Below are 17530 nucleotides of genomic sequence, written 5' to 3'. Positions count from 1 at the left end.
GCGCGTTGCCGCCCGCTCCGGGAAGGGACCCATGCACGAGATGTCGATCGCCGAAGCCGTCGTCGAGCAGGTGGACACGGCCGCGCGCGAACACGGGGCCCCCGGGGTGGCACGGGTGCGGCTGCGGGTCGGCGAGCTGGCCGGCGTGGTGCCCGAGGCCCTCGACTTCTGCTTCGAACTCGCCTGCGCCGGAACGCTGGTGGCGGGCGCGGCGCTGGACACCGAGTCCGTCGCGGCCCGGGCCCGCTGCGCCCCCTGCGCGGTCGAGTGGGCGGTCGGCATGCCGCCGGACCTCGGCTGCCCGAGCTGCTCCGGCGGTGGCGGCGTGGAGCTGCTGTCCGGCCGCGAGCTGCAGATCCTCGACGTCGAGTGGGCCCAGGAGCTTTGACGTCCGGGCCGAACCAGAAAGGCTGATGCCGATGTGCCGCACGGTCGACCTCCGTCAGGCGGTCCTCGCCCGCAACGACGACAGCGCCCGCGGACTGCGGGCGGCACTGGCCGCGCGGGGGACGGTCGCGGTGAACCTGCTCTCCAGCCCCGGCAGCGGCAAGACCGCCCTGCTGGAGGCCGAGTTGGGGCTCGCCCGGCGACGCGGGGTGCCCGTCGCCGCGCTGACCGCCGACCTCGCCACCGAGAACGACGCGCGCCGGCTGGCCCGCTCGGGCGCCCCGGTGAAGCAGGTGCTCACCGACGGGCTCTGCCACCTGGAGGCGCGGATGCTCGCCGGGCACCTGGACGGCTGGCTGCCGGACGACTGCCGGCTGCTGTTCGTGGAGAACGTCGGCAACCTGGTCTGCCCGGCCTCCTACGATCTCGGCGAGACGCTGCGGGTGGTGCTGGCCTCGGTGACCGAGGGCGAGGACAAGCCGCTCAAGTACCCGACGGCCTTCGGGCTGGCCAACCTGGTGCTGGTGACGAAGACGGACCTCGCGGCGGCGGCCGAGTTCGACGAGGCGGCGTTCCTGGCCAACGTCCAGCGGGTCAACCCCGGGGTGGAGGTGCTGAACACCTCGGCCCGGACGGGCGAGGGCGTCGGGGCGCTGCTGGACCGGGCGCTCGGCGTCCTGGCCGGGGCGCGGCCGCACCGGCCGGTGATGGCCGCGGCGGCGCCGCACGACCACGGGCACTCTCACGACCACGACCACGGGCACGGGCATGACCACGGGCACGACCACGGGCACGGAGATGACCACGGGCACGATCACGGCCACGGCCACTCCGCCGTGGGGGAGCGCGCGTGACGGCCGCCCACCCTGGTCTCGACCGCGAGCGGCGGCGGGTCGCCGTCCGCGGCCTGGTGCAGGGGGTCGGCTTCCGGCCGTTCGTCCACACCCTGGCCGGTGAACTCGGACTGGCCGGCACCGTCACCAACACCGGCGAGGGCGTCCTGGTCGAGGTCGAGGGCAGCCCGGACGCGCTGGACGCCTTCTGCCGGCGGGTGGCCGGCGACGCGCCGCCGCTCGCCCAGGTGCACGCGGTGGAGCACGCGCCGCTCGCCGCCACCGGCGCCACCGGCTTCCGCATCGTCCCCTCCCGGCCCGACGGCGCCCGCGCCACCCTGATCCCGCCCGACACCGCCGTCTGCGCCGACTGCCTGGCCGAACTCGCCGACCCGGCCGACCGCCGCCACCGGCACCCGTTCATCAGCTGCACCAACTGCGGCCCCCGGCACACCATCGTCACCGGCCTGCCGTACGACCGGGCCAACACCACCATGGCCGGCTTCCCGCTGTGCCCGGACTGCGCCCGCGAGTACGCCGACCCCGCCGACCGCCGCTTCCACGCCCAGCCCGTCGCCTGCCACGCCTGTGGGCCCCGGCTCGCGCTGACCGTGCCCGGACGCCCCGACCTCGGCGGGGAGCAGGCCCTGGCGGAGGCCCGGCGGCTGCTGGCCGACGGCGCGGTCCTCGCCGTCAAGGGCATCGGCGGCTACCACCTCGCCTGCGACGCGCGCGACGCCGCGGCCGTCGCCCTGCTGCGCCGGCGCAAGCGGCGCGGCCGCAAGCCCTTCGCCGTGATGGCCCGCGACCTCGCCACCGTCGAGGGCCTGCTGCCCGTCGACCCGGTCGAGCGGGAACTGCTCACCGGTCCGGTCCGGCCGATCGTCCTGCTGCGCCGCACCGGCCTGCCGGTGCCCGAGGGCGTGGCCCCGGGCAGCCCCGACCTCGGAGTGATGCTCCCGTACACGCCGCTGCACCACCTGCTGCTCGCCGCCCCCGGGCCGGACCTGCTGGTGATGACCAGCGCCAACCTCTCCGGCGAGCCGATCGTCACCGAGGACCGGGAGGCGCTGGAGCGGCTCGCCCCGCTGGTCGACGGCTGGCTCGGCCACGACCGGCCGATCCACGTGCCCTGCGAGGACTCGGTGGTGCGGGTGGTGGACGGCGAGCAGCTGCCGCTGCGCCGCTCGCGCGGGTACGCGCCGCTGCCGATCCCGCTGCCGGTGCCCGTGCGCCCGGCGCTGGCGGTCGGCGGGGACCTGAAGAACACGTTCGCGCTGGCCCGGGACGGCTACGCCTGGCTGTCCGGCCACATCGGCGACATGGACGACCTGGCCACCCTGCGGGCCTTCGACCGGGCGGTCGAGCAGCTCGGCACGGTCAGCGGCGTCCGGCCCGAACTGCTGGTCGCCGACCGGCACCCCGGCTACCGCTCGCTCCGGCACGCCGAACGGACCGCCGCCGGCCGGCCGGTGCACCGGGTGCAGCACCACCACGCCCACATCGCCGCGGTGATGGCCGAGCACGGACTGGACGGCAGCCGCCCGGTGCTCGGGGTGGCCTTCGACGGCACCGGCTACGGCGCGGACGGCGCGGTCTGGGGCGGCGAGGTGCTGCTGGCCGACTACGACGGGTTCCGCCGCCTCGCCCACCTCGGGTACGTGCCGCTGCCGGGCGGGGATGCGGCCGTCGAGCGCCCGTACCGGACGGCGCTCGCCCACCTGCGCGCGGCCGGGCTGCCCTGGCTGCCGGAGCTGCCGCCGGTCCGGGCCTGCGGAGCGGCGGAACGCGGGCTGCTGGACCGGCAGTTGGAGCGGCGACTGAACTGCCTGCCGAGCTCCAGCATGGGGCGGCTGTTCGACGCGGTCTCCTCGCTCGCCGGGGTCTGCCACCGAGCCGGGTACGAGGCCCAGGCGGCGATCGAACTGGAGGCGGCGGCCTGCGGGTCCGGCCGCGCGGACGGCCCCGGGGCCGGGTCGGCGGCGCGGGCGGACGAGGGCTACGCGTTCGGGTTGTCGGCGCGGGCCGGCGGCTGGACCGCCGACCCCGGGCCGGTGCTGGCCGCCGTGGTGGCCGACGTGACCGCGGGCGCCCCCGCGGGCCTGGTCGCCGTCCGCTTCCACCGCGCGGTGGCCGACCTGGTCCGGCGGAGCTGCGCGGCCGTCCGGGACCGGTACGGCATCACCACGGTGGCGCTCAGCGGCGGGGTCTTCGCCAACGCACTGCTCTCCTCGGCCTGCGCGAGCGGCCTCGGGGAGGACGGATTCACGGTACTGCGGCACCGCCGGGTGCCGCCCAACGACGGTGGTCTGGCGCTCGGCCAGCTGATGGTGGCCGCCCGGTCGACGGCCACCCGGGAGGAGTGAGAGCGGATGTGTCTGGCTGTGCCCGGCAGGGTGACGGAGATCGGGGAGCGGGACGGGGCGAGGATGGCGGTGATGGACTTCGGCGGAGTGGTCAAGGACGTGTGCCTGGAGTACCTGCCGGACCTGGCGGTGGGGGACTACGCGATCGTCCACGTGGGCTTCGCGCTGCAGCGCCTGGACGAGGAGTCGGCCCGGCGCACCCTCGCCCTCTTCGAGGAACTCGGGCTGTTGCAGGAGGAGTTCGGCGATCCCTGGGAGGCCGCCGGGGCGGCGGCGGGCTCTGGGACCGAGGCTGAGGAGGCCGGACGGTGAAGTACCTGGAGGAGTTCCGCAACCCCGAGCTGGCCGCCGGGCTGATCGCCGACATCAGGGCGACGGTCACCCGGCCGTGGGCGCTGATGGAGGTCTGCGGCGGCCAGACGCACAGCATCATCCGGCACGCCATCGACCAACTCCTGCCGGAGGAGGTCGAGTTGATCCACGGGCCGGGCTGCCCGGTGTGCGTCACCCCGCTGGAGACGATCGACCGGGCCCTGGTGATCGCGGCCCGGCCGGGGGTGGTCTTCTGCTCCTTCGGCGACATGCTGCGGGTGCCCGGCACCGACCGGGACCTGTTCCGGGTCCGCGGCGAGGGCGGCGACGTCCGGGTGGTGTACTCGCCGCTGGACGCCCTGCGGATCGCCCGGGAGAACCCGGACCGGGAGGTGGTCTTCTTCGGCATCGGCTTCGAGACCACCGCCCCGCCGAACGCCATGGCCGTCCACCTGGCCAGGAAGCAGGGGCTGCGCAACTTCAGCATGCTGGTCTCGCACGTCCGGGTGCCGCCCGCGATCGAGGCGATCATGGACTCGCCGGACTGCCGGGTCCAGGGCTTCCTCGCCGCCGGGCACGTGTGCAGCGTGATGGGCACCGCCGAGTACCCGGCGCTGGCCGAACGCCACCGGGTGCCGATCGTCGTCACCGGCTTCGAGCCGCTGGACATCCTGGAGGGAATCCGGCGCACCGTACGGCAGTTGGAGCGCGGCGAGCACACCGTCGACAACGCCTACCCGCGGGCCGTCCGCCCCGAGGGCAACCCGGCGGCCCGCGCCATGCTGGAGGACGTCTTCGAGGTCGCCGACCGTCCCTGGCGGGGCATCGGCGTGATCCCGCGCAGCGGGTGGCGGCTCTCCCCGCGCTACCGCGACCACGACGCCGAGCACCGCTTCGACGTCGGCGGGATCACCACCCGCGAACCCGCCGCCTGCCGCAGCGGCGAGGTGCTGCAGGGGCTGCTGAAGCCCCACCAGTGCGAGGCCTTCGGCACCGTCTGCACACCGCGCACGCCGCTCGGCGCCACGATGGTGTCCAGCGAGGGGGCGTGCGCGGCGTACTACCTGTACCGGCGGCTGGGCGTACCGGGGACGTCCGTCCGGGCCCAGGAGCCGCAGGAACGTCGGGAGCTTCAGGCGCCTCAGGAGGCGGGTCGCGTTGGCTGACACCGAACTGCTCAGCGGGCCCGGCACCGACCCGGGCACGGACCCGGGCGCCGAGCGGCCCGACTTCTCCGGCTGGAGCTGCCCGCTGCCGCTGCGCGACCACCCCCGGGTGGTGATGGGCCACGGCGGCGGCGGGGCGATGTCCGCCGAGCTGGTGGAGAACCTGTTCGCGCCGGCCTTCGGCGGCCCCGTGCTCGCCGGGCTCGGCGACTCCGCGGTGCTGGAGCTGGGCGGCGCCCGGCTCGCCTTCTCCACCGACTCCTACGTGGTGCGGCCGCTGTTCTTCCCCGGCGGCTGCATCGGCGACCTCGCCGTCAACGGCACGGTCAACGACCTCGCCATGAGCGGGGCCCGGGCGGCCTACCTGTCCTGCGGCTTCATCCTGGAGGAGGGGGTGGAGATGGCCGTGGTGGACCGGGTCGCCCGGGCGCTCGGCGCCGCCGCCCGTACCGCCGGGGTCGAGATCGCCACCGGGGACACCAAGGTGGTCGAGGCCGGGCACGGGGACGGTATCTACCTGAACACCGCCGGCATCGGGCTCGTCCCGGCCGGGGTCGACATCAGGCCGCAGCGCGCCCGCCCCGGCGACGTGGTGATCGTCAGCGGGTCGATCGGGCTGCACGGGGTCGCGATCATGAGCGTCCGGGAGGGCCTGGAGTTCGGGGTCGAGGTGCGCAGCGACAGCGCGGCGCTCGGCGGCCTGGTCGAGGCGATGCTCGCGGCCACCGCCGACCTGCACGTGCTGCGCGACCCCACCCGGGGCGGCCTGGCCGCGGCGCTCAACGAGATCGCCGTCGCCGCCGGGGTGGGCGTGGTGCTCAGCGAACGGGCCGTCCCCGTCCCGGAGCCGGTGGCCAACGCCTGCGCCGTGCTGGGCCTGGACCCGATGTACATCGCCAACGAGGGCAGGCTGGTCGCCTTCGTCCCGCGCCTCTCGGCGGACGCGGTGCTCGCCGCCATGCGCGCCCACCCGCTCGGCGCGGAGGCGGTGGTGATCGGTGAGTGCGTCGCGGAGCACCCGGGAATGGTCGTCGCCCGGACCGGCTTCGGCGGCACCCGGGTGGTCGACCTGCCGATGGGCGAGCAGCTGCCGCGGATCTGCTGAGGGCCCGACCGGTTGCGCCGCCGCCCCGGGAGGCGATTCCCGGGGCGGCGGCGTACGCGGTCGGGGTCAGTCCAGGAAGCGGCGCAGCGAGTCCGCCATGGCCCGGACGAAACCCTCCCGGACCTCCTCGGCGACCAGGTCGAGGGAGAGGTAGGGGTTGAGGTCCTCCAGCTCGACCAGGAGCAGGCGCCCGTCCGGCGCGCGGCAGGCGTCCACCCGCTGGATCCCGTGGGCGAGCGTGTTCCAGTCGACGAAGCCGCGGGCGAACGCGAGGTCGGCGGCGCTCGGCTCGTACGGCTCCAGGACCCAGCGCCGGGCCGGGTCGGGCGTGTGGAGGGCGTACTGGAAGGCGTCGTCCACGAAGTAGAACGAGACCTCGTACCGGAAGTCGATCCGTGGCTGGACCAGCACCTCGCCCCACTCGACGCCGTCCAGCTCCTCGCGGGTGAGGAAGCGCAGGCCTATGCTGTCGGCGCCCTCCTCGGGCTTGACCGCGTAGCGCTCGGCGGCGGGCAGCCGGTCGAGGTCCTGCGGCCGGTCGACGGTGGGGATGACCGGGTGGCCCGACGCGGTCAGGTCCAGCAGGTACCGCTTCCCGGCCATGTCGCCCCGCCCGGTCAGCGGGTTGTAGACGCGTACGCCGTCGGCCAGCGCCTGGGAGCGGAACCGGGCGTACTCCTCCCGGTAGTGCAGCACCGGGCCGCTGTTGCGCACCACGACCCCGTCGAAGCGGCCCATCAGGGACCGGGCGTCGAGCGGGTGGCACAGGGCCAGGTCGAAGTGCTCCCGCAGCCGGGAGGTGAGGAGGACGTCCTCGTCGCCGTAGCGCCGGCCGCGGGCGGGGTAGGCCAGGTCGGTCACGTACAGCAGGCTGGGCCGGTCGGGCACGGGGGCTCCCTCGGTCGGTGGTGAGGGAGCGAATCTACCGGCCGACCGGAATCCCGCCGTCCCCGCCGCCTGTCGGTGCGGCGTCCGTGCGTCGGCTCAGGCCTGGAAGGTCCATTCGTTCACCAGGTCGAGGTTGCGGAACACCGGCGGCCCGTCGCACAGGGCGGCGGCCCGCGCGGCGAACTCCGAGGTCTCAGGGCGGTCGGAGTTCCGCATCGCCGCCTCGTGGGAGGGGAACTCCACGATGTTCAGGTACACGTTCTCGCCGTCGCGGTCACGGGTCTGCAGCGAGCGGGTCGCCAGCCGGTGGCCCGCGTTCTTCTCGACCCAGCTGTCGAGCAGGGCGTTGAACTCGTCGATCCGACTCGTCCGGTACTCGATGATCTGGATGAACCTCACGGGTCAACCTCCTCGGCTCCGCGCGGGGCAGCTGGCCGCCCCCTCCAGGGTCCCCCCGGCGCGTGTGCCCTGCCACCTCCTGGGATGGACGGGCACCGGGGGAGCCGCTGGGACGAAGCCGCCGCTACAGGAGGGCCAGGTCGGGCTCGACGCCGGCCGCTTCGCAGCTGGCGTCCCACAGGCGCGCGGCGAGGGCCGGATCGGTCATGTGGGCGCGGACCGGCTCCAGCTCCGGTGCGCCGCGCAGGCCGAAGGCCCTGGGCCCCCACAGCTGTCCGCCGCGCACCCGCGGGTCCAGGACGGCCCGGACGATCGGCCAGGCCCCGCGGTCCTTGCCCTGGAGCAGCAGCCCGGCGGGCGCGCCCCGCAGCCGGCTGCCGCGGGTCGCCGCGTGCACCCCCGGGCGGGCCGGGGTCAGCGAGTCCAGGGCGCCGCCGGGATGCGCCACCAGGCTGAGCACGGTGCTGCCGCGGGCGCGCAGGCGGCGGTCGAGCTCGAAGGCGAAGGACATCTGCGCCAGCTTCGACCGGCCGTAGGCGCGCTTCGGGCGGTAGTCCCGGGCCGACTGGAGGTCGTCCGGGTCCAGCCGCTCGGAGCGCGCCGCGAAGCTGCCCACCGTCACGACCCGGGCGGCGGGCGCCGCGGACAGCAGCGGCGCCAGGGCCCGGGTCAGCGCGACGTGCCCCAGGTGGTTGACCCCGAACATCAGCTCGTGGCCGTCCTTCGTCGTGCACCGCGGCGGATCGTCGAGCGCGACACCGGCGTTGTGGACCACCGCGTCGAGGCGGTCGAGTCCGAGACCGTCCGCGGCGGTCCGCACGGACGCCAGGTCGGCGAGGTCCAGCCGGAGATGGCGCAGCCGCGCGCCGGGGACGCGGGAGCGGATCGAGGCCATGGCGGCCGAGGCCTTCGCCCCGTCCCGGCTCCCGAGCACCACGACGGCCCCGGTCCCGGCGAGCTGCTCCGCGACGAAGTAGCCGATCCCGGCGTTGCCCCCGGTGACCAGGAAGGACCTGCCGGCGGCGGAGGGCAGCCGGTGGACGTCCCACGGCCGGCTGGGGTAGGTGGAGGACATGACGGGGGCTCCTTCGGCTCGGGCGGTGCGTCGTCGGCGACGCACCGCCCGGCCAATGAACAACGCGCCACCCACAGACCGCTGATGGATCACCGTCACCACCGGCAGACCGCCGACACCGTGCCTAGTACAGGTCGGAGCTGCGGATCGTCGCCCAGCTGATGCTCCGGCCGCCGCTGGGGTTGACGAAGACGACCTTGAGGCCGCCGAGGGCGGAGACCGCGAGGCTGGCCTTCGCCAGGGAACTGGGCTTGAAGGTGTCGGCGCTCCAGCAGGGGTGGCTGTTGACGTCGTAGACGACGAAGTTCCCGTCGCCCTGCATGATCGCCTTGTAGCCGCAGCCCCAGGTCTTGGGCGCCTGCCACACGGCGTGGACGAGACTCGGGTCCTGGTAGGCCCGGTAGAGGACGAGGTTGCCGTCGTTCTGCAGGACCAGCTGGGTGTCGCCCGCCTCGATGTGGCCGCCGCGGTAGAGGATGCCGGGCTCGTCCAGGTACGAGGCGGGCGGGCCGTCGGCGTGCGCGGTCCCCGCCGACGCCACCGTCCCGACCAGGGCCAGCATGCCGGCCGCGATCCCGAGCACGGTGTGCCGCAGCTTCTTCGTCGTCCTCATGTCCCCGTGTGCCTCTCTCGTCCGTTCGCGCCCGTGAACGTGTGGGGCGCGCTCTGCGGGATCGATCGTGCGTGACGGCGGTAGACAGACGATCAACGCCCAGGTGGACCGGCGTCAGCCGAGGGCCCTGGGCGAGCGGACCTCGGCCATAGGCCTAAGCGGGCTCCACGTGGCTGTCCGCGGCGGCCGCGGTGGGGGCGGGGACCGTTCGGAGGGTGGGATCGCCGGGGCGGGACTGGGCGAGCAGCCAGTCGTAGACCTCGGGGTCGTCGTACGTCCGGGTCCAGGAGTCGTGGCCGACCCCCGGGTAGCGGGTGAACCGCACCGGGCCGCCCAGTGCGCGCAGCGCGTCGACCAGGCGCTCGGTGTGCGAGACCGGGATGACCTCGTCCTCCTCGCCGTGGAAGGTCCAGACGGGGACGGCGGTCAGGCGCGGAGCGGACTCCCGCAGCCAGGAGCCGCAGACCGGTACGGCGGCGGCGAACCGGCGCGGGTACCGGGCGGCGAGCGCCCACGAGCCGGTGCCGCCCATGCTGAGGCCGGTCACGTACCGGCGGTCCGGATCGATCCGGACCTCCCGCTCCACCTCCGCCAGGAGGGCGGCGAGGCTGCTCAGCTCCGCCACCCAGGAACTGTGGGCCGGGCACTGGGGGGCCAGCACCACGAACGGCAGCCGCGCCCCTCGGCGATCTGCCGGACCGGGCCGTGCGCGGCCAGGACCGCCGGGTCCTCGCCGCGCTCCAGGGCGCCGTGCAGGAAGAGCAGCAGCGGCCACGGCCCGGGCCCGTCCTGGTAACCGTCCGGCAGCGACAGCAGGTACCCCAGGTCGTTGCCGTCGTCGTCGACGGCGAACCGGCGGTGCTGGAACGGTGCGGACATGGGGTTTCCTCCCGGACGCCGGGTCAGGGGCGGGGCCGCCCCCGTCACCTGTACCCGGTCGGCGCCCCGGTATCGCCCGGTGGCGGCCGCGTCAGGAGGTGGTCCGGGCGGTGCAGGTGCCGAGCTGGTCGCCGGGCCGGAGGGTGCCGTCGCCGAAGGTCTGGTTCATGACGGTGGCGAACTCGGGCAGGACGCTCATCCAGATGTCGGAGAGCGCGAGGTTGACGCGCGGCGGCAGCACGGACTGCACGTCCGGGCTGATCCGGGGCCGGGTGGGGATGTTGTACACCGGGAGGCGGGTGCCGGCGGGATCGCTGCTGGTCTGCACGACGAACGTGCTGTCGCCGGAGAGGCTGCCTTCGAGGTTCGAGACCTGCACGTAGTGGCCGGAGGCGTCGGTCAGGGTGAAGCCGCCCTTGGCCGCCGTCCGGATGTAGACGGAGTTCGCCAGGGTGACGGGGTTGCCGACGGAGGTGAGGTCGATGGTGACCGTCCCGGTGGCGTCGACGTCCCGGAAGGACGCGGCGTTGCCGCCGGGTGTGAGGGCCTTGAAGGTGATGCCGGGCTTCGCCCAGGTGAGCGTGCACTCGGCGCTGCCGGTGGCCATGTTCAGGGTGACGGGGGCGCCCGCGAAGGCGACGTGGGCGAGGGCTATGGTGCCGACGAGGCCCGCGGCGAGGGCGGCGACGGTTTTCGGGGACATCTGCGGGGACTCCTGGTGTGGCGGGTGGCTCCCCCCGGGCTCCCAGCGTTCCGGGCCCGCTGACGGGCGGCAAACCCGCTGCGCCGAGTAGCGTCATCACCCGCTGTCACGGGTGGCGGGGTCCAGGAGCCCGGGGCGGCTGTCAGGCGACCAGGGCCGCCCGGTAGGCGGTGATCACCAGGTGGACGCGGTCGCGGGCGGCGAGCTTTGCCAGCAGGTGGCCGACGTGGGTCTTGACCGTGCCCGTGCTGACGCACAGCCGCTCGGTGATCTCGGCATTGGTGAGCCCGCGGCCGATCAGCGTGAGCACCTCCAACTCCCGTCCGGTGACGGCCTGGAGGACCCGCTGCCGCTCGCCGTCGCCGTCCGCCGGCGGTTCGGCGGGGCCGGTGGAGGCGGCGGTGAACGCGCGGATCAGCCGACGGGTGACGCTCGGGGCGAGCAGCGCCTCCCCGGCGGCGACCACCCGGATCGCGGTCAGCAGGTCCTCGGGCGGGGTGGACTTGAGCAGGAAGCCGGAGGCTCCGGCGCGCAGCGCGCCGTAGATGTACTCGTCCAGGTCGAAGGTGGTGAGGACGAGGATCCGTACGCCGCTCTCGGCGGTGATCCGCCGGGTGGCCGCGAGGCCGTCGGTGCCCGGCATCCGGATGTCCATCAGGACCACGTCCGGGTGCTCGGTGCGGGCCAGCCGGACGGCCTGCGCGCCGTCGGCGGCCTCGCCCACCACGGTGAACCCGTCGGCGGCGGCCACGATCCCGGCCAGGCCGGCCCGGACCAGCGCCTGGTCGTCGGCGACCACGACCCGGATCGGCGGGGCGGAGCGCTCCCCGGCCGCCGTCATGACGCGGCCTCGACCGCGGCCTCGGCCAGCGGCAGGACGGCCCGGACCCGGAAGCCGCCGTCCGGGCCCGGCCCGGCCTCCAGGCGGCCCCGGTACAGGCCGACCCGTTCGGCGATCCCGGCCAGGCCGTGCCCGCCGCTGCCTGTCGCGATGCCGCCTGTCGCGATGCCGCCCGTCGCGACGACCGGCGTGCCGCACCCGGGGTCGGTCACCTCCAGCACCAACCGGTCGTCCTCGTACGCCACGTCCACCCGGGCCGAGTCGGTGCGCGCGTGCCTGACCACGTTGGTCAGCGCCTCCTGGACGATCCGGAACGCCGACAGCTCGACGCCGTCCGACAGCGGCCGGACCCGGCCGCCGACCCGCAGCTCGACCCGCACCCCGGCCTCCGCGCTGGTGGCCACCAGCCGTTCCAGGTCGGCGAGTCGGGGCGCGGGGGCGAACTCGGCGCCCGCTCCACGGTCGGCGCCTTCGGCCGGGGCCCCGCGCAGGACGGTGAGCAGGCCGCGCATCTCCACCATCGCGTCCCGGCTCACCGCCTGGATGGCGTCCAGTGCCTGCTCGGCCTTCGCCGGATCCCGGCCGATCACGAAACGGCCGTACCCCGCCTGGACGTTGACCACGCTCATGCTGTGCGCGATCACGTCGTGCAGCTCCCGGGCCAGCCGGATCCGCTCCTCGGCGAGCTCCTCCGCGAGCTCGGCCCTGGCGAGGTCCAGCTGGTGGCGGCGCAGCTCCGCCCCGTACGCGCGGTAGCGGGCCGCCGCGCTGCCGAGCGCCCAGGCGGTGACGACCGCCAGCGCGGCGAACACCAGGTTGTTCCACAGCTCCCGCGAGCCGAACCCGCTCAGCCCGGCGCCCACCAGCCCGAACGCCAGCGCGGCCGCGCCGACCCGCGGCGCGCCGACCGCCGCGACCAGGTAGACCGTCATCGCGGCGGCGAGCACCACCTGGAACCCGGCCAGGTTGGCGATGGTCAGCCGTCCGGCCACCGCCACGACCACCACCCAGGCGGCGAACACCACCCCGGCGGCGGCCACCGGCGCGAGCCGCCGTAGGCCCGCCGCCGCGCCGACGACGACCACGCACCCCAGCACCGTCACCAGCTCGGCCGTGGTCGGCTCGGCGTAGCCCCGGTGGTGCGGGTCGAACACCCGGTAGGCGTCCAGCACCCGCAGCCAGGTGAGCACGGTCAGGGCCAGGGAGACCGCCAGGTCGACCAGAACCCAGTGGCCGGGGCGGAGCCTTCCGGTCACCGGCGGGCGCGGGATGTCGGACATCGCCCCAGGCTAGCGGCGGCCCGCCGCCGGGGCATCGCCCCCCAGGCCTACGACCACGGGCAGAGACCGGCCCCCGTCCGATGCCGGGATTCCGCCCACGGTGGGAGGCCCGGCCCCCGGTGCGGACGGGAGCGTGGAGGCACGCCACAAGGAAAGGCAGCACGATGATCGAGGTACGCGACCTCAGCAAGCGCTACGGCGGCACCCTCGCCGTGGACGGACTCACGTTCACCGTCCACCCCGGCCGGGTCACCGGCTTCCTCGGACCGAACGGCTCCGGCAAGTCCACCACCCTGCGGATGATCCTCGGCCTGGACGCCCCGACCGCGGGACGGGCCACCGTCAACGGCCGCCCGTACGCCTCGCTGCGCCACCCGCTGCGCGAGGTCGGCGCGCTGCTGGACGCCGGCGCCGTCCACCCCGCCCGCTCCGCCCGCCACCACCTGCTCGGCCTCGCCGTCACCAACGGCATCGGCCCCCGCCGGGTCCGCGAGGTGCTGGAACTCACCGGTCTGGCGACGGCGGCCCGGCGCAGGGCCGGGCGCTTCTCGCTCGGCATGAAGCAGCGCCTGGGCATCGCCGCCGCCCTGCTCGGCGACCCGCCCGTCCTGCTGCTCGACGAACCCGTCAACGGACTGGACCCGGAAGGCGTCCAGTGGATCCGCACCCTCCTGCGCGACCTCGCCGCCGAAGGGCGGACCGTCCTGCTCTCCTCGCACCTGATGAGCGAAACGGCCCTCACCGCCGACCACCTGGTGGTCATCGGGCGCGGACGGCTCGTCGCGGACCGCTCCACGGCCGACTTCCTCGCCGAGCACGCCCGCACCGACGTCCTGGTGCGCTGCGCCCGTCCGGCGGAGCTGGCCCGGCTGCTGCGCGCGGCCGGGGCGGCCTCCGTCGGCGAGGAGCCCGCCGGAGCGCTGGCCGTCGTCGGCCTGGAGCCGTCCGCCATCGGCGAACTGGCCGCCGGGCACGGCATCGGTGTCCACGAACTCACCGTCCGGCAGGCCTCGTTGGAGCAGGCCTTCATGGACGCCGTCGGCGGAGCGGTCGACTACCGGGCCACCTCCACGTCTTCCGTCATGACTCCCGCCACGTCTTCCGTCACGACTCCCGGAAAGAGGACCGCATGAGCACCGCACCGACCACCCGGGGCGCCCTGGCCGGGGAGTGGGTCAAGCTGCGCAGCGTCCGCGCGACCCCGCTCGCGGCGGCCGTGGCCCTGGCCGCCGCGCTGTTCATCGGCCTGATCGACTACGCGAGCGCGGCCGACAACTGGGCCTCCTGGAGCGCCGAGCAACGCGAGCGCTTCGACCCGGTCCGCTACGGCTTCTCCGGCGGCTTCTACGTCGCCGTGCTGGCCGTCGGCACCCTGGGCACGCTGGCCGCCTCCAGCGAGTACACCACCGGCCAGATCCGCACCACCCTCGCGGCCGTGCCCCGGCGCGGCCAGGTGCTCGTCGCCAAAGCCCTGGTGGTCGGCGGGGTTTCGGCGCTGCTCGGGCAGCTGCTCGCCTTCCTGACCTTCCTGCTCGGCCGGCGCGCCCTGAGCGGCCGCCACCTCGCCGTCCCGCTCGGCGCCCCCGGCGTGGCGCGCGCCGTGATCGGCTGCGGCCTGTTCCTGTCCGCCTTCGCCCTGCTCGGCCTCGCGCTCGGCTTCGTCCTGCGCCACACGGCGGGCGCGGTCGCCGCCCTGTTCGGCCTGTTCTTCCTCTCCCCGATGCTGCTGGCACCGCTCGGCGACGGGGTGTCACGGTTCGGCCTGCAGAGCGTCTTCGAAGGCCTCGGCACCACGGTCGCGTCGGCGGGCGCCGACCGCCTCGGCCCGGTCGGCTGCTTCGCCGCCCTGGCCGGCTACCTCGCCGTCGCCTTCACCCTGGCCGCCCTCGGCCTGTCCCGCCGGGACGCCTGACGCCGGGGCCGGTACGGAGCGGGGGATCCGCCCGTACGCTGAACCCCGTCGTACGGTCGACAGCCTCACCCCGGACGGGCCGCCGCCCCGCCGGGCCGCCACCGAACCGGATCAGCAGGAGGCGACGTGAAAGCGTTCCACCCGACCTTCGGACAGCGGCCCTGGCCGGACGGCCTGCGCGCCCTCCAGGTGTACGCCCTGCCCGACCTGCCGGCGGGCTCGGCCCTGCACACGCTCCTCGCCGGACTGCGCGAGGCCCTGGCCGGCTTCCCCGTCCTGCCGGTGCCGGACGAGCGGACGCACATCACCCTCGACATGCTCACCTCCGCCCCGGCGGACGCCGTCACCGACGCCGAACGCCGCGACCTCGCCGACCGGCTGCGGGCCGCGGTGGCCGGGAGCGGGCCGATCGCCCTCCAGGCCGGCTCGCCGCTCGCCCACCGCACCGGCGTCCGACTCGACCTCCACCCCGACGGCGAGCTCGCCGCCCTCCAGCACCGCGTCCGCGGCGCCGTCCACCGGGTGTTCGGCCCCGACTCCACCGCGTACCCGCTCGGTGTGCTCCACACCACCGCCGCCTACGCGGCCGCCGACACCGACAGCGACGAGCTGGCGCAGGCCATCCACCGGGTCCGGCCCGGCCACGCCCCGTTCACCGTGAACCGGATCATCGTCAACGAGGTGTTCTGGCGGCGCGTCCCGGTGGCCGGTGCGGACCTGCCGGGGTGGCGGATCTGCTGGGACACCGTCGCCACCGTCCGGCTCGACGCGTAGGCCCTGATGGTGCCGGCTCCCCTGTGCGGGGACCGGTGTCCTCGCACAGGGGCGCCGGTGGGGGCGGGCGCCGTCAGGCGGCGGAGGGCGGGAGGAGGCCGGTGAGCAGTTCCCGCAGCTGCGCCGTCTCCTCCGGGGGCAGCGGCAGCAGCGGCGGCCGGGGCGGCCCGGCGGGGCGGTTCCGGATCTCCAGGCCCGCCTTGACGGTCCGGGGGAGGCCGTGCCGGACGATGAACCGCAGGAAGGGCAGCAGCTCCCGCAACAGCGCGTCCGCGCGCTCCTGCTGTCCGCCGACGGCCGCGGCGTGGAGCTCCAGCACCGGCTGCGGGACGAGGCAGGGGGCGGCCGTGCACCAGCCGGCGGCTCCGGCGCGGAAGGCGTCCAGGGCGAGCGGGTTGCTGCCGTTGTAGACGGACAGCTCTCCGTCGGACAGTTCCCGGATGGCGCGGAAGCGGGACACCTCGCCCGAACTCTCCTTGACCATCGTGAGGTTGGGGATCTTCCGGGCGAGCGCGACCACCGTCTCCGGGCGCAGGTCCACGCCGCTGGTGCCGGGGTTGTTGTAGAGCATCATCGGCAGGTCGGTGGCGCGGGCCACCTCGTCGTAGTGCCGGGCGAGTTCGTCCTCGGTCAGCTTCCAGTACACCTGGGGCAGCACCATGATCGCGGTGGCGCCGTGGCGGGCGGCCACCCGGGCGCGGCGGACGGTGCCCTCGGTGCTCCAGTGGGAGACGCCGACGAGGGTGGGCACCCGCCCGGCCACCGCGTCCAGGGTGGTCTCGCAGACCGCGTCCCACTCCTTCCCGGTCAGGTAGGCGCTCTCGCCGGTGCTGCCCAGCGGGGCGACGGCGTGGCTGCCGGCGGCGACCAGGTCGCCGGTGAGCCCGCGCAGTGCGGCCAGGTCGACCTCGCCGGTGGCGGCGTCGAAGGGGGTGACCGGGTAGGAGATGATGCCCTGCAGGGGCGGATTGGCCATCAGAGGTCCACCTGTCCGTTGACGCAGTCGGGGTGAGTGCGCAGTGCCTTGCGCGCGTAGTACGCGAAGTTCGCCCGGCTGCGCCGGTCGGTGGAGGTCCAGTCGTGGGCCTCGCGGGCGAGCGCCGGGTCCAGGGGCTGGATGGTCCCCGCCGACATCGCCAGCAGTTGCAGGCGGGCGGCCCGCTCGATGAGCAGCGCCAGGGTGCACGCCTCCTCGATCGTGGAGCCGGTCACCAGCTGGCCGTGGTGGGCCAGCAGGACGGCCCGCTTGTCGCCGAGGGCGGCGGTGATGATCTCGCCCTCCTCGTTGCCGACCGGCACGCCCGGCCAGTCCTTGAGGAAGGCGCAGTCGTCGTACAGCGGTGTGGTGTCCATGTGGGAGACCACCAGCGGGACTTCGAGCATGGCCAGTGCGGCGGTGTGCAGCGGGTGGGTGTGGATGACGCAGTTGACGTCCGGGCGCGCCCGGTAGATCCAGGAGTGGAAGCGGTTGGCGGGGTTGGGCATGCCCGTGCCCTCCAGGACCTCCAGGTCCTCGTTCACCAGGAGCAGGTTGTCCTCGGTGACCTCGTCGAAGCCCAGGCCCAGGCGCTGGGTGTAGTAGGTGCCCGGCTCGCGCCCGCGGGAGCTGATCTGCCCGGCGAGCCCCGAGTCGTGGCCGCCGTCGTACGCGATCCGGCAGGTGAGCGCCAGCTTCTGGCGCGTGGTCAGTGTCGAGTCCCCGAAGTGCCGGTCCATCTGCCGCGCGGCGCGGTCGACGAGGACGTCCTTCGAGTCCTGCAGGGTGTTCGCCATGTATGTGCTCCGGTTCTCCGGCCTCGCCCCGGCGGCCAGGCCTGTGTCCGGAGCCGTGGCTCCGGAGGAAACATTGTTCACCATAGGACACAAGGTTTCCTGCGACAAGGGCGGCAGGGGCGACAGGGGTAGCGAGGGCGGCAGGGGCGGGGAGGGCGGCACGGGTCGCGAGGGTGGGCGGGGCGACGGCCGGCGGGCGGGGCCTCCCGGGTGGGCCGGTGGCG

General features: G+C 74.9%; 20 protein-coding genes. 9 read left to right on the top strand and 11 right to left on the bottom strand.

Annotation, left to right across the window (positions count from 1 at the left end):
* The first annotated feature begins 31 nt into the window (after positions 1 to 31).
* The 6 genes from hypA (at position 32) to hypE (ending at position 6169) form a co-directional block, all read left to right on the top strand.
* On the top strand, positions 32 to 388 hold the full coding sequence (hypA, locus tag ACFVU7_RS15045; protein WP_375873133.1) for a hydrogenase maturation nickel metallochaperone HypA: 357 nt from the start codon (positions 32 to 34) through the stop codon (positions 386 to 388).
* Positions 389 to 419: 31 nt separating this feature from the next.
* Positions 420 to 1241: a hydrogenase nickel incorporation protein HypB gene (gene hypB / locus ACFVU7_RS15040; RefSeq protein ID WP_388045343.1), complete on the top strand. Its 822-nt coding sequence runs from the start codon at positions 420 to 422 to the stop codon at positions 1239 to 1241.
* The gene (gene hypF / locus ACFVU7_RS15035) at positions 1238 to 3586 is read left to right on the top strand and encodes a carbamoyltransferase HypF (protein ID WP_388045342.1); all 2349 of its coding nucleotides are present in this window, start codon (positions 1238 to 1240) and stop codon (positions 3584 to 3586) included. The genes hypB and hypF overlap by 4 nt, the downstream gene beginning before the upstream one ends.
* Positions 3587 to 3592: 6 nt before the next feature.
* Positions 3593 to 3898: a HypC/HybG/HupF family hydrogenase formation chaperone gene (locus ACFVU7_RS15030; RefSeq protein WP_074002677.1), complete on the top strand. Its 306-nt coding sequence runs from the start codon at positions 3593 to 3595 to the stop codon at positions 3896 to 3898.
* Positions 3895 to 5064, top strand: coding sequence for a hydrogenase formation protein HypD (gene hypD / locus ACFVU7_RS15025; protein ID WP_074002676.1), 1170 nt, complete (start codon positions 3895 to 3897; stop codon positions 5062 to 5064). The genes ACFVU7_RS15030 and hypD overlap by 4 nt, the downstream gene beginning before the upstream one ends.
* Before the next feature lie 85 nt (positions 5065 to 5149).
* Entirely contained in the window at positions 5150 to 6169 is a 1020-nt protein-coding gene (gene hypE / locus ACFVU7_RS15020) for a hydrogenase expression/formation protein HypE (protein WP_388045577.1), read from the top strand.
* A 66-nt stretch (positions 6170 to 6235) separates the two neighbouring features.
* Here hypE and ACFVU7_RS15015 read toward each other — a convergent pair whose 3' ends face one another.
* From ACFVU7_RS15015 to ACFVU7_RS14975, 9 genes are all read right to left on the bottom strand, one after another.
* Entirely contained in the window at positions 6236 to 7057 is an 822-nt protein-coding gene (locus ACFVU7_RS15015; protein WP_388045341.1) for a hypothetical protein, read from the bottom strand.
* A 96-nt stretch (positions 7058 to 7153) separates the two neighbouring features.
* Entirely contained in the window at positions 7154 to 7456 is a 303-nt protein-coding gene (locus ACFVU7_RS15010; RefSeq protein ID WP_049652574.1) for a hypothetical protein, read from the bottom strand.
* 124 nt (positions 7457 to 7580) lie between these two features.
* On the bottom strand, positions 7581 to 8531 hold the full coding sequence (locus ACFVU7_RS15005) for an SDR family NAD(P)-dependent oxidoreductase (RefSeq protein WP_388045340.1): 951 nt from the start codon (positions 8529 to 8531) through the stop codon (positions 7581 to 7583).
* 124 nt (positions 8532 to 8655) lie between these two features.
* Positions 8656 to 9144: a hypothetical protein gene (locus tag ACFVU7_RS15000; RefSeq protein ID WP_388045339.1), complete on the bottom strand. Its 489-nt coding sequence runs from the start codon at positions 9142 to 9144 to the stop codon at positions 8656 to 8658.
* 154 nt (positions 9145 to 9298) lie between these two features.
* On the bottom strand, positions 9299 to 9769 hold the full coding sequence (locus ACFVU7_RS14995) for a prolyl oligopeptidase family serine peptidase (RefSeq protein WP_388045338.1): 471 nt from the start codon (positions 9767 to 9769) through the stop codon (positions 9299 to 9301).
* Positions 9757 to 10023: a hypothetical protein gene (locus tag ACFVU7_RS14990; RefSeq protein ID WP_388045337.1), complete on the bottom strand. Its 267-nt coding sequence runs from the start codon at positions 10021 to 10023 to the stop codon at positions 9757 to 9759. The genes ACFVU7_RS14995 and ACFVU7_RS14990 overlap by 13 nt, the downstream gene beginning before the upstream one ends.
* A gap of 91 nt (positions 10024 to 10114) precedes the next feature.
* Positions 10115 to 10726: a hypothetical protein gene (locus ACFVU7_RS14985; RefSeq protein WP_049649109.1), complete on the bottom strand. Its 612-nt coding sequence runs from the start codon at positions 10724 to 10726 to the stop codon at positions 10115 to 10117.
* 142 nt (positions 10727 to 10868) lie between these two features.
* Positions 10869 to 11567: a response regulator gene (locus ACFVU7_RS14980; protein WP_388045336.1), complete on the bottom strand. Its 699-nt coding sequence runs from the start codon at positions 11565 to 11567 to the stop codon at positions 10869 to 10871.
* On the bottom strand, positions 11564 to 12847 hold the full coding sequence (locus tag ACFVU7_RS14975; RefSeq protein ID WP_388045335.1) for a sensor histidine kinase: 1284 nt from the start codon (positions 12845 to 12847) through the stop codon (positions 11564 to 11566). The genes ACFVU7_RS14980 and ACFVU7_RS14975 overlap by 4 nt, the downstream gene beginning before the upstream one ends.
* Positions 12848 to 13011: 164 nt before the next feature.
* Here ACFVU7_RS14975 and ACFVU7_RS14970 point away from each other — a divergent pair, with 164 nt between their 5' ends.
* The 3 genes from ACFVU7_RS14970 (at position 13012) to ACFVU7_RS14960 (ending at position 15533) form a co-directional block, all read left to right on the top strand.
* The gene (locus ACFVU7_RS14970; RefSeq protein ID WP_388045333.1) at positions 13012 to 13980 is read left to right on the top strand and encodes an ABC transporter ATP-binding protein; all 969 of its coding nucleotides are present in this window, start codon (positions 13012 to 13014) and stop codon (positions 13978 to 13980) included.
* A complete protein-coding gene (locus ACFVU7_RS14965) occupies positions 13977 to 14759 on the top strand; it encodes an ABC transporter permease (protein WP_053111925.1) in 783 nt (260 codons plus the stop codon). Before ACFVU7_RS14970 ends, ACFVU7_RS14965 begins: the two co-directional genes overlap by 4 nt.
* Positions 14760 to 14885: 126 nt before the next feature.
* Positions 14886 to 15533 (top strand): 2'-5' RNA ligase family protein, encoded by a 648-nt coding sequence (locus ACFVU7_RS14960; RefSeq protein ID WP_049649113.1) that lies wholly within the window; start codon positions 14886 to 14888, stop codon positions 15531 to 15533.
* A gap of 73 nt (positions 15534 to 15606) precedes the next feature.
* Here the strand turns inward: ACFVU7_RS14960 and ACFVU7_RS14955 are convergent, their stop codons facing one another.
* Both ACFVU7_RS14955 and ACFVU7_RS14950 read right to left on the bottom strand, forming a co-directional pair.
* Positions 15607 to 16509, bottom strand: a complete 903-nt coding sequence (locus tag ACFVU7_RS14955; RefSeq protein WP_380744691.1) for a dihydrodipicolinate synthase family protein — start codon at positions 16507 to 16509, stop codon at positions 15607 to 15609.
* Positions 16509 to 17306: an aldolase gene (locus ACFVU7_RS14950; RefSeq protein WP_388045332.1), complete on the bottom strand. Its 798-nt coding sequence runs from the start codon at positions 17304 to 17306 to the stop codon at positions 16509 to 16511. Before ACFVU7_RS14950 ends, ACFVU7_RS14955 begins: the two co-directional genes overlap by 1 nt.
* Positions 17307 to 17530 lie beyond the last annotated feature (224 nt).

The sequence above is a fragment of the Kitasatospora sp. NPDC058046 genome (assembly GCF_042885595.1).
Classification (GTDB): domain Bacteria; phylum Actinomycetota; class Actinomycetes; order Streptomycetales; family Streptomycetaceae; genus Kitasatospora.
The sequence above is the reverse complement of the archived record's forward strand: the minus strand, read 5'-3'. Positions and strand labels throughout refer to the sequence as shown.